The sequence below is a fragment of the Streptomyces endophyticus genome (assembly GCF_035798155.1).
GTDB classification, from domain to species: Bacteria; Actinomycetota; Actinomycetes; order Streptomycetales; family Streptomycetaceae; genus Streptomyces; species Streptomyces endophyticus.
In genome coordinates this window covers 1-11653 of sequence record NZ_JAOZYC010000119.1, presented here as the reverse complement: position 1 = coordinate 11653, position 11653 = coordinate 1, and the positions used below count along the sequence as shown (strand labels likewise).

The following is an 11653-nucleotide window of genomic DNA, read 5'->3' as shown; positions in this document are numbered from 1 at the left end:
TCAGAACCTCAGCTGGTCAGGGAAGTTACGCGGACGCGGAGTCGAGGACGGCCAAGACCCGGAGCATCGGGCGGCCGGTGGTGAGGAGCGAGTCGGCCAGGTCGGCCAGGGCCGCCTTGGTGTGTTCGCCCGCCAGGGTCGGCTGTTCCCAATTACCCAGGCGCCGCTTGTAGTTCTCGATGGGTTCCAGGAGCGCCTTGTCCCACTCCGCGCTGTGCCGGCGCAGGAAGTCCTCCGCCGCGTCGAGCGCGCCAGGGATGCCGGACGTCAGGAGGTCCCGGTCGTGTTCGTGGAGCGGGTTCGCCATGGTCGGGCCCACGCCCGCCGCGCGCAGTATGCCGACCATGTCGTCCGTCACCTCGGGGCCCGCCGCGCCTGCCGTCACGGCCATCCACTTGACCACCGTCGGACGGCCCAGCGCGTTCGAGAAGATGCCCTGGACTAGGTACGTGGGCGCCGGGACGTCCGCCGTGATCACCGGGGCCTCCTGACGGCCCAGGCGGACCAGGACCTTGTCCGTCAGCCACTCCACCACCGGGTGGAGGTCGGTGAGGAGCGAGATCTCCGGCCACGACGACGTCGACGACTCCCGCGCCCGCGTCAGCGACAGGTCGGCGAGCTTGCGGTTCAGCGTCACCAATAGGCGTTCGTGCAGGCGTTGTTCGCGACGGTAGTCCGGCGGTAGCGCCTTCATGCGGTGCGTGAGGTCCTTCGGCGGCTTGAAGGAGATCAGGCCGGTGTCCTGGTCCTGGTCGAGGTCAAGTTGCTGCTGTGCGTCCGGGTAGACCTCGCGTACCGCCTCGTCGATGAACTCGCGAGTGCCCGTGAACAGGCGCGGTACGTCGGCGGGCGCCGGCGGGGCCTCGCCGTCGAGGATCTCCTCAGGGTCGTCGCCCACCGCGCCGAAGAAGTCCGCCAGGAAGTCCCCGCCGGTCTCCTCGTCTGCTGCCGCCTGCGCCGTCGCATCGAGGGACTCGTTGACCGAGCGGCCGCGCAGCAGGTCCTGGATGAGGGACTTCTCCTCCGCCTCCGCCCTGTACAGACCCGAGACCGCCTCCGCCGTGCCCAGGCTGCGGTGTGCCTCGTCCTCTCGTTCCAGGAGGCGCTCGGCGACCGTGCGGTCGTCCTTCGCGTTCTCCGTCTCGCTCGTGAGGATCAGCGCGCGGAACTGGGGCTGGTGGGACTGCCCGTAACGGTCGATACGGCCGTTGCGCTGCTCGATACGGATCAGCGACCACGGGACGTCGTAGTGGATCAACTGGTGGCACTGCCGGTGGAGGTTGACGCCCTCGGAGGCCACGTCGCCGGTGAAGAGGATGCGCACCGGGGCGTCCGCCAGGCCGAAGTCCTCCACGCACTGCATCTGCTGCTCGTCGGAGAGGCCGCCGTGCATGACGCGGGCCGCTTCGTTGAGCGCCTTGCCCTTGAAGCCGAGTGCGGCGGGGACCGTCGCACGCAGCCACTCCAGCGTCTGCACGCGCTCGGAGAACACCACGACGCGGGTTTCGCTGCGCGGGCCGACACCGATGTCCTTGAGCTGCTTGACCAGCGAACGGAACTTCGACGAGTCCTGCTCCGTCAGGACGGCCGTCAGTTCCTTCAGGCGTTGCAGGGCCGCGAGTTCGGGGCCGGCCGTCGACTGGTCGTCCTTCTTCTCCAGGGTCTTGATGCGGGCGTTCACCGTGGCGCGCAGCGCCGTGTACGAGGAGAGGAACGACTTGAGGAGCGTGTACGGGAAGAGGGGGACCTCGCTGACCGACTTGCTGCCGTTGGTCGGCAGCCAGACCTGGGACAGCTCCTTGAAGATCCGCTCCTCGGCAGGAGTCGCAGCACAGTGCACCGACTCGCTCGGGCCGCGGTCCGCCCACTGACCCTTCATCTGCTCGCGGACCTCGGAGCTGACCTTCGTACGGCGGATGAAGAGATGCTTGATGTCGTCCGCGTCATAGCGGTCCGGGTCGCGGATCGCCGCCGGGTCGAGGAGTGAGATCAGCTCGGCGAAGGAACGGGCGTCGCCGTTGTGCGGTGTGGCCGACGCCAGGATGAGGGCGTCGGTGCGCGGCGCGAGGAGCTGGGCGAGCTGGTTGCGCAGCGAGCCGCGGTTGATCAGGTTGTGGGACTCGTCGATCACGACGGCGTCCCAGGCGATGCGCTCCAGGTGGTGCTTGTACTGGTCCGTGTTCTTGAGCGTGTCGATGGAGACGATGACGCGCTTGAAGTACGTGAACGGGTTGCGGCCCGCCGGGATCTCCCGCTGCACCTTCTCGATGCCCGCCGAGTCGAGACGGATGAGAGGGATCGCGAAACGCGCCCACAGTTCGTGCTGGAACTGCTCCAGGACGTGCTGCGGGGTGACGACGAGGATGCGCTCGCCGCGGCCCCGGCGGATCAGCTCCGCCAGGGTCAGGCCGATCTCCAGCGTCTTGCCGAGGCCGACCACGTCCGCGATGAGCATGCGCGGCCGCAAGTTGCCGCCGGAAAGAGCCAGTTGGGCGGGGCGGTGCTGGTACGGGAGTGCGTCGAGCAGGAAGCTGTCGGCCAGAGCCAGGCCGCGTTCCGACTGGGGCAGCGGAGTTTTGCGGAGGATCGCTTCCAGGAACAGGCGGCTGCGGCGGAAGTTCGGGGAGTCGTCGGGCGTCAGCTTCGTCTTGCGCGGGTCCATCAGCTCCACGTCGTCGAGCGCGGTGAAGAAGACGGCTTCCTGGTCGCGTACGAACTCGGAGATGCCCACGGCCTCGATGCGGTCGCCGTCGTCGTTCGTGCGCGTCACGTTCCGTACGAGCCACTCCTCGTCGCGGACCTCGATCTGCGAACCCGGCGGGTACTTGGCCTCCGCCGATTCGCCGTCCGCGGCGGCGGAAGTGGTCGGTGCGACGTCGGCCTGGTCGACGGTCACGTGCGGTGCCTCCTGCTGTGATGACTGTGTTCCGCGTCCCGCGTCCCGCGTGGAGCGGTGCCTCGCGTGTTGTTGTGGTGGCCCCGGAGTGGCCTCGGGCAGGGTCAGAACTTCGCGTGCTGCGCGTAGGTCTCGCGCAGCTGCTGCGCGACCCGCTTGGCCTGCGCCGAGTGGAGGACCGGTTTCGCGCGGCCCGGGGCCGACCGCTCCTTGCTCCGGGACGACACGGGAGGTGCTCCGGGGGGTGCCGTCGGCCGGGCCGGCGGTGCGGTGGGAGCTGAGGGCCCGGGACGCACCTTGACGGTGGGGGTGTACGCGGCCGGGGGTGTGTCGGCCTCCGGCAACAGAACCGTGGGCGCCGTCGGCTGCGGCGTGGTGACCGTCGTGCGGTCGGCGAGGGTAGGGGGTGGGGGCTCGGTCGGCGCGTCCTGGATTCTGGTGTCGGTGATGTGCGCGGTGAGGCGGCGGCGGGCCTGGGCGATCTTCATGCCCTGGCCTTCGACCACGGCCCGGCACTGCTTGACGACCTCGGGCAGGGTGGGGCGGTCCCCGGCCTTGTGGGACAGCATCGCGGTGAGGAGCGGGACCAGCTCGTCCGGGGCGCCGCCGAAGTCCGGCCTGCTGTCGTCCCTGACGATCAAGTTGAAGAGCGCGTGGATGTTGTCGGCCCTGAACGGATAGTGCCCGCTCGCGGCGAAGAGCAGGACAGCCCCAAGGGCGTACACATCCACACCTGGACTGAGTGGTTTCTCGCCCATGGCCTGCTCGGGAGCCATGCACGCCGGTGTGCCGAGCACCGTATTGGGCGCGGTCAGCGACGCGCTCGACTCGGTGAAGACCGCGAGGCCGAAGTCGATGACCTTGGGGCCGTTCTGGCCCAGGAGAATGTTGGCCGGCTTGAGGTCACGGTGCAGCAGACCCTGCTTGTGCACGACGTGCAGAGCCTCCGCGAGCGTCGCGCCGAGGGACGCCGTCAGCACAAGGGGCAGCGGGCCGTGCGTGTGGACGTGCTTGCGCAGGTCGGGACCGTCGACGTACTCCGTCGCGAGCCAGGGCTGCTCGGCATCTGCGTCGGCATCCAGGAATGCGGCGATCCGGGGGCCCCAGATCGTCTTGAGGACCTCGATCTCCTGGGCGAACCGCAGCCGGGTCTCGGAGTCGACCACGGACGGCTTGATGACCTTCACCGCTGCGGGCTCACCGCCGGGGGACTCGCCCAGATACACCTGGCCCATGCCGCCGTGCCCGATGCGGCCGAGCAACTCGAACCCCCCGAGCTCGGTCGGGTCCTCGGGGCTCAGCGCGGCCGCGTTCACGTGGGTCGTCCTTCCACACTGGTCATCATGTGAGTCCCAGTAACGGTAGTTCAACGCGATGAGGAACGTAGCCCCTCTTCGGACAGCCGCACGGGGACCTGTTCGGGCCTGGACTTCAGGCTTTCGAGCTCAGGACTTTATGCTGGGCGAGAAGAGTTGTTTCGGCCGTGTCGATACCGGCCTTCTGGTACATAGCATGATACGGCGCCGCCTGGGCTCAATCGGGCGGCGTCCGTTGTGCCAGAGCCCCGCCCGTGGAGGTACCCCGATGCACCCCCAGCCGACCACCGTCCGCCCTGTTGTTCCTGACCCGGGCGCCGACCGGTTGCGCGCCTCGCTCGGGGAATGGCGTGACGCCCTGCTCGACATGGGTGGGCGGAACAAGTTGCTGAACTTCCGGCACACCAGGACCGCCACGCTGGAGCTCGAGGCGCCGGGGATACAGGATGTGATCTCGGGGCTCGGGCGGGGATGGGACTTCGCTCCCGTCGATGAGGCCGAAGGCATCAGTCTCGACAAGGGGGCCGCCCCGCGTACCGCCGGGCTCGTTACGCAGAAGAAGACGCAGGCCACGCTCGACAGCGCCCTGTACCGGCTGCGGCAGCAGTCTCGACAGGCCTTCAACGACTATGGCCTGTGGGTTCTCTGGCTCGGCGTCGGAATAGTCGACTGGAAGGAAGGCGACGTACAGGAAGGGACCAGCGCGGCGCCGCTGGTGCTCGTGCCCGTGGAACTGCAGCGGGACGGGCAGGGGCGGACCCGGTTGCACAGGGCCGATGACCAGGAAGCCGTGCACAACCCGGCGCTGGCCGTCCGGCTCGCCAGGGCGGGGATCGACTGGTCGGGGGTGATGGACGGCGCCGACCCCGAGAATCTGCCGGCCGTGCTCGAGGCCGCCCGGCGCGTGGCCGAGGAGCAGGACGGCTGGAGTGTCGGTGAGCGCATCGTGCTCGGGCTCTTCCAGTCCCACAAAGAGGCCATGTATCAGGACCTCAAGGATCACGAGGAGCTCATCCTCGGGCATCCGCTGATCCGTGCCGTCGCGCTGGGGCCCGATGCGGGGCTCCCCGACGACCTCATAGGCTTCGAGCCGCCGGAACTCGACCGCATCGACGAGATCCAGCTGCCCGAGCGGACACCGCTCGTGCTCGATGCGGACGCCTCGCAGCGGCAGTGCATCGCTGCCGCGCTCGACGGACGCTCCTTCGTGATGAGCGGTCCGCCCGGTACGGGCAAGAGCCAGACCATCACCAACATGATCGCCGCGTTGATGCATGCCGGGCGCAGTGTGCTGTTCGTGAGCGAGAAGGCCGCCGCCCTCGATGTCGTACGCAACCGGCTGAGCGGGGTCGGGCTTGGTGACTTTGTTCTCGCTCTGCACAGCGGGGACACCACCAAAAAGGCCGTTGCCACCGAGCTGGGGAGGGTTCTCACGACCCGGATACCGGCCAAGGGTGCAGCCGACCACGAGCTCGACCGGGCGCGTCGACTGCGCGAGGAGCTCTCTGCGTACGCTGCCGCGATGAACGTCGCCAGGGAACCGCTCGGGCGCTCTCTGCACGACGTTCTCGGGCGGATCGTTCTGCTTGAGCAGGGTGGCACGCCGCAATTGATGCTGCGGCACGTGAGCGCTCAGCGGATCGGCGAGCTGAGTGCCGCGGCGGTGCAGGAACTCGTGACGGCGGCGCGAGCCGTCACTCGCGCCTGGCGGCCCGCCAGCGAGGGGGAGTCCTTCGCCTGGAGAGGGCTGGACGGTGACGCGCCACTCGGCGTGCTCGGCGAAGCCGTTGACGCATTGGAAAGCCTCCAACATGCCGCGTTGCGTCGCCCTCTCGCGCGCTCGGACGCGGCAGTGCCGCAGAACGTGCACGAAGTTCGACAAGCCGTGCAGGAACTGCGGGCCGGTTTGCCCGGACGCGAGGTCTCGGTCGGCACGACACTCCCCGAGGACCCGTCCCTGCTACTCGCTCAACTCGCCGACAACCTGGGCATGCCCAAACCGGGATCCGCACGAGAAGCCTTTGGTCTGTGCGAGCTCGCCGACCTCGCCACGGCCGAGCATCGGCCGCTCGCCGACTGGTTCGACCCGGAGTCGCTGCGCCAGGCCGGCGCCGTCACCGAGGAGCTGCGTGGCGCCGTCGGTCGGGAGGCCCAAGCACGGGACGCGGCCGGGGACATCTTTGGCGACCAGGTGCTGACGGCATCCGAACTACCGGCGCTCATTGAGCGGTTCGACCAGCAGCACCGAGGGCTGATGGCGCGCTTCTCGGCGCAGTTCAAGGCCGACCGGAACACCCTCTGCGAGCTCACTCGCGACGGCGTTTGGGACAAGGGCCGCGTGGCACGTCTCGGGGACGCGCTGGCCTGGCAGCAGGCCACCGCCGAGACTTCCCGTCTCGTCGACCAGTACACGACGGTGCTCGGCCGCTATACACCGCGCCGTGCCGACGAGTTCGGACCGCTCGACCGGGCACTGGACGTCGCCCGCCGCATCGAGGAACTCGCCTCCTCCGGACGGCAGTCGGCGACGGGCGGGGCGCAGAACCTCCGGACGGCCGGGCTTGCCGACGGTACGCAGCCGCATCCGTTGCTCGCACTGCAGACTAGTGCCGTCCGCGCCGCGCTCGCCGACTGGTGCGATGTCGCGGAGCGGCGCACGGCCAGCTGGGAAGGCGCGGCCACCCGACTCCTCGAACTCTTCGAGGTGACCCGGCGGACCCGGCTGCACGCCGAGGTCATGGGCACCTTCGAGGAGGCCCGGAAGGCAGTCGGTGAACTGCAGGCCGACCCGCATGGGCCGGAGGAATGGCGGGCGTACCGAGACGCGCTCGTTGAGCTCGACGGCTTCGGCGCCGGGGATCTTGTGCAGCGGTTCGTCGAGCGAGGTATCGCCGCGGACCAGCTGCCCTCCGTGGTCGAGCGTGCGCTTCTCCAGGCATGGGCGGACGCAGTGCTCACCGCCGATGCCCGGCTGCGGACCACCCGGTCGCCGGATCTGGATGCACGGCTCGACGATTTCCGTGCGGCCGACCAGCGTCTTGTCGCAGCGGCTCAGGGCGCCGTCATCGAGGCGTGCAACAGCCGCCGGCCGCGCAGCTTCGGTGGCGGAGCCGCAGCAGTGATCACTCGACAGGCTGAGCTGAAGACTCGTCACATGCCCGTGCGGGAGCTGCTCGGGCGTACGCGCGATGTCGTGCAGAGGCTCAAGCCGTGCTTCATGATGAGCCCCTTGACTGTTAGTCAATTCTTGCCTTCGGACTACGAGTTCGATGTCGTCATCTTCGATGAGGCCTCACAGGTTCGGCCCAGTGATGCCGCGAACTCCATCTATCGGGGCAGGGCGCTCATCGTCGCCGGTGACGAGAACCAGCTCCCGCCCACCTCGTTCTTCGACGCCTCGGTCGGGGACGAGACGGATGAGTACGACGAAGAGGTGCCCGACACCTTCGAGTCGCTGCTGCACGCCTGCAAGGCCGGCGCGATGCGGGTGCTGCCCTTGCGCTGGCACTACCGCAGTCGCCACGAAAGCCTGATCGCCTTCAGCAACCGCTCGTTCTACGGAAACTCGATGATCACGTTCCCCGGTGCGACGGATCAGGGCGATGACGTCGGCGTCCGGTTCTTCAAGACGGACGGGGTCTACGACAGAGGTGGCCGGCGGGACAACCTGAAGGAGGCGGAGGCTGTCGCACGGCGCGTCATTCACCACTTCGACACCCGCCCCGGCCGCAGTCTCGGCGTGGTTGCCTTGTCGCAGGCGCAGGCCTCCGCCATCGAACTCGCCGTGGAACAGGCGCGACTCGAGCGCCCCGACCTGGACCGCTGGTTCACCGAGGACCGGCTCAACGGCTACTTCGTCAAGAACCTGGAATCCGTCCAGGGCGACGAGCGTGACGTCATGATTCTCTCCGTGGGCTACGGACCTGATGAGCACGGCAAACTGAGTACTGGCTTCGGGCCGATCAACCGCGAGGGCGGCTGGCGACGGCTCAACGTGGCGGTGACCCGGGCCCGTTACCGAATGGAGGTCGTCGCCTCGTTCCACGGCAGCCAATTGGCCGAAAGCCAGAACGAGAACGTGCAGCACTTCAAGCGCTACCTCGAATATGCCGAGAACGGCCCGGCGGTCCTCGCGCGCGACGTCGTCCAGGACGAATCCGCGCCGACGGACAGCCCTTTCGAGGACTCGGTGCTCCATGTACTTCGGGAGTGGGGTTACGAGGTGCAGCCGCAGGTCGGCGTCGCCGGGTACCGCATCGACCTCGGCCTGCGCCACCCCGGCGCCCCGGGGGCGTATGCGCTCGGCATCGAATGCGATGGCGCCATGTACCACTCGTCCAGAGTGGCCCGCGACCGTGACCGATTGCGCCAGCAGGTACTCGAAGGCCTGGGGTGGCACTTGTACCGCATCTGGGGAACGGACTGGTATCGCGACCGGGAGTCGGCGGAGCAGCGATTGCGTGCAGCCGTCGAGGCAGCAGTGGCTCAGGAGTCGCCCGGCGTCAGCAGTCCTGCGGCGGTGTCCGCTCCGGAACCCGAGGCGGTAGCGCCCGACGAGCAGCCCGATCCGGTCCGCGTCCCCGTCGACCAGCAGCCGGAGAGAGCCTGGGCCGCCCCCTATCAAGTGGCTCGGGTCCACATGTCACCTACCGTTGAATTGCACACGCCGGACGCCCGGCGACCGCTGCGCCGCCTTCTGATGCAGATCATCGAAGTCGAGGGAGCGGTACATGAGGAACTTCTGGTGCAACGGACCCGGGAAACGTGGGGTGTGGCCAAGGCAGGCAGTCGGATCAGGGACAACATTCGACATGTTCTGCACGCGCTCGTCCATGCCAGGGAAATCGTGCGAGACGGCGACTTCTTCGACCTTGCTGGATGCTCGGACGCGTCGGTGGCCCGTTGGCCCGTTCCGGAGTGCGCCCGCAAGGCGGCGCATATCCCGTCCACCGAGCGTCAGTTGGTGCTCGCCGAACTCGCTGCCGAGTGCCCGGGCATGACCGAAGAGGAACTCCTCAAGCAGGCCTGCGTGTTCTTCGGGTGGAAGCGGCTTGGGCCCGACATCCGGGTCGAACTCACCTCCGACATCAGGGAACTCTTCCGCCATGAGCGTCTGACCGGAACGCTGGAGCGAATCGTTGCCGGAGCGAACTGACGTGAGCTGGCAGGGTTGTGGTCTCGTGTGAGGTGCACCTTGGTCCATGATCCTGAGCAGGCCTGCCCCACGGGGTAGTTCACTCAAGGGCGACAATCATGGGCGTAGCGTGGGCCCATGCCCGAGTTCACCGATGACGACTTCCTCGACCGCCTCGCCGACCGGCTCGACGCCCTGCCCGGGGTGCACGCCGTGACCCTCGGCGGGTCACGCGCGCAAGGCACGCACACCGCCGCGAGTGACTGGGACACCGCCGTGTACTACCGGGGGAGCGAGGGGCTGTTCGAGCCCCGGCATCTGCGGGACGTCGGGTGGGAGGGCGAGGTCTCCGAGATCGGGGGCTGGGGCGGGGGCGTCTTCAACGGGGGTGCCTGGCTGAGCGTCGACGAGCGGCGTGTGGACGTGCACTATCGAGACCTCGATGTCGTCGAGCACGAGTTGAGGGAAGCCGAGGCCGGGCGGTTCCGGGTCGAGCCGTTGATGTTCCACCTCGCCGGGATCCCGTCGTATCTCGTCGTCGCCGAGCTCGCCGTCAACCGGGTGCTGCGTGGCGAGATGCCGAGGCCCGACGGGTACCCGGTCGCCCTGCGCAAGGCCGCCCCCGACGTGTGGTGGGGGCGCGCCTCGATCACCCTGGAGTACGCGAAGGGGAACAACGCGCCCCTCGGCGGGCGCACCGAGGTCGTGGGGGCGATCGCCGGCGCGGCCATGCAGGCCGCCCATGCCGTGCTCGCCGCGCGCGGGGAGTGGGTGACCAACGAGAAGCGGTTGCTGGAGCGGGCCGGGTTGCGGGACATCGACGGGATCGTGGCCAACCCCGCGCTGCCGCTCGAAGAACTCGTCGATCGCGCGCGGGAGTTGATGGCTCGGGCCGTCGCCGGCGCTCAGTAGCCGGGAGGTCCCAGCCGGTACGTGCGGAGGTCGCGCCAGCCCGTCCCCGCCCCCTCCGTCACGATCAGCTTCACCGACTCCACGCGCGCGTGCAGCGGCAGTGCCCCCGTGAACTCCGTCTCCGGGACGTCGTCCGTGCCCGCGCCGCTCGCCAGCGTGAGGTGGGGGTCCAGGCCCTCGTCGCCGAAGATGCCGCGGTACGGGACCGCCTCCGGCCAACGTTGCCGTAGAGCCTTCGTCAGGGCGCGGAGGGGGTCGTCCGGGGCCGGGGGCAGGTAGAGGACGCCCGGCCAGCGGCGTACCTCGGTGAAGGTGAGGGGGAGCGGGGGCGCCGACGCGAACAGCGAGCGCAGCTCCGCGTCTGTCTCCGGCGTGATCCGGTCCAGCGGGAGGAACGGGTAGAGCAGGGTGATGTGGGCCCTGGACGGGGTGCGGACCAGCGCGTCGGCCTCCGGGACGTGGAGCGTCAGGGCCGTGTCGCCGGGGAGGTCGGGCCAGCCGTCGTTGTCCTGAGATGTAGGTCGCGTGGGCACGGTCAAGTGTCACATTCCGGAAACCTCGCTGTTTCCTCCCCTCCAACAACTCCGCTTACTCTTGACAGACCAGTTCAGGCTGGCCGACGGCGTCCGGCACCCCTCCGTATTCGTACGACAGGAGTCTGCCCACCGTCATGCGCCGCCCCCATTCGCTCCCGCCCTGGCTGAGTCACGCCCTGCGCGCCCAGCGCGCGCCCGTGCCGTGGCCCGCCGTCGTGCGCGGGGCCCTGGCCGGCGGGCCGCTGCTGCTCGTCGCCGTCGCCGCCGGGCGGCCGTCCAGCGGGGTGCTGCTCGCGCTCGGGACGCTGCTCGCCGGGGTCAACGACCGGCCGGGGCCGCGGCTCGCCGCCGTCTCGCGTCTTGGCGGGCCCGCGCTCGCCGGGGCGCTGGGGATGACCGTCGGCAGTCTTGTCGGGGGCGCGCTGCCGACCGGGGCGCTCATGGCCTGCGTCTTCGCCGTGCTCGGGCTCGTGGGCGGCGCCTTCAGCGCCGTCGGGCCCATCGCGTCCTCCTCCGGGACCCAGTTCCTCGTCACCGTCGCCATAGGCGCCGGGATGCCGCTTCCGGAGCCCGGCTGGCAGCGCGCGCTGCTGTTCGCCGGGGGCGCCGCGTGGCTGATCCTGCTGCGGCTGCTACTGCCCTCTCCGGTACGCACGAACGTACGCACGAAGGGGCTCGGCTACCTCTACGACGGTGAGCGTGCCGCCGTCGCCTCCGTGTACGAAGCCGTGGCCCGGCTGCTCGACGCCGCCGGCGGACCCGAGGCCCAGGCGCGCCGCGTCGCGCTGACCGCGGCGCTCGACCAGGCGCAGGACGCCCTGCGGCGCGGCCGTTCGAAGGCGTCCCTGCGGCTGCGCCG

At 69.3% G+C, this 11653-nt stretch carries 5 protein-coding genes and 1 pseudogene; 3 read left to right on the top strand and 3 right to left on the bottom strand.

Features of this window, described 5'->3' with window-relative positions; genetic code table 11:
• Positions 1–25: 25 nt before the first annotated feature.
• A complete protein-coding gene (locus OKJ99_RS18160) occupies positions 26–2896 on the bottom strand; it encodes a DEAD/DEAH box helicase (protein WP_326017548.1) in 2871 nt (956 codons plus the stop codon).
• A 104-nt stretch (positions 2897–3000) separates the two neighbouring features.
• Positions 3001–4212 carry a serine/threonine protein kinase gene (locus OKJ99_RS18155; RefSeq protein ID WP_326017546.1) on the bottom strand — a complete coding sequence of 404 codons (1212 nt, stop codon included), beginning with the start codon at positions 4210–4212 and terminating at the stop codon, positions 3001–3003.
• 268 nt (positions 4213–4480) lie between these two features.
• Between OKJ99_RS18155 and OKJ99_RS18150 the strand changes: the two genes are divergently transcribed.
• Both OKJ99_RS18150 and OKJ99_RS18145 read left to right on the top strand, forming a co-directional pair.
• Positions 4481–9367 (top strand): DUF3320 domain-containing protein, encoded by a 4887-nt coding sequence (locus tag OKJ99_RS18150; protein ID WP_326017545.1) that lies wholly within the window; start codon positions 4481–4483, stop codon positions 9365–9367.
• 117 nt (positions 9368–9484) lie between these two features.
• Positions 9485–10258, top strand: coding sequence for a nucleotidyltransferase domain-containing protein (locus OKJ99_RS18145; RefSeq protein ID WP_326017543.1), 774 nt, complete (start codon positions 9485–9487; stop codon positions 10256–10258).
• On the opposite strand, the gene OKJ99_RS18140 is transcribed toward OKJ99_RS18145, so the two are convergent.
• Positions 10252–10791, bottom strand: coding sequence for a 2'-5' RNA ligase family protein (locus tag OKJ99_RS18140; RefSeq protein WP_326017541.1), 540 nt, complete (start codon positions 10789–10791; stop codon positions 10252–10254). The two genes, OKJ99_RS18145 and OKJ99_RS18140, sit on opposite strands and share 7 nt — an antisense overlap.
• A 137-nt stretch (positions 10792–10928) precedes the next feature.
• On the opposite strand from OKJ99_RS18140, the pseudogene OKJ99_RS18135 reads away from it, so the two are divergent.
• Positions 10929–11653, top strand: a pseudogene (locus OKJ99_RS18135) (FUSC family protein); the annotation flags it as partial.

Coding starts and splice junctions, on each gene's coding strand:
- OKJ99_RS18150 (WP_326017545.1), top strand. CDS start 4,481: ATGCACCCCCAGCCGACCACCGTCCGCCCTGTTGTTCCTGACCCGGGC.
- OKJ99_RS18145 (WP_326017543.1), top strand. CDS start 9,485: ATGCCCGAGTTCACCGATGACGACTTCCTCGACCGCCTCGCCGACCGG.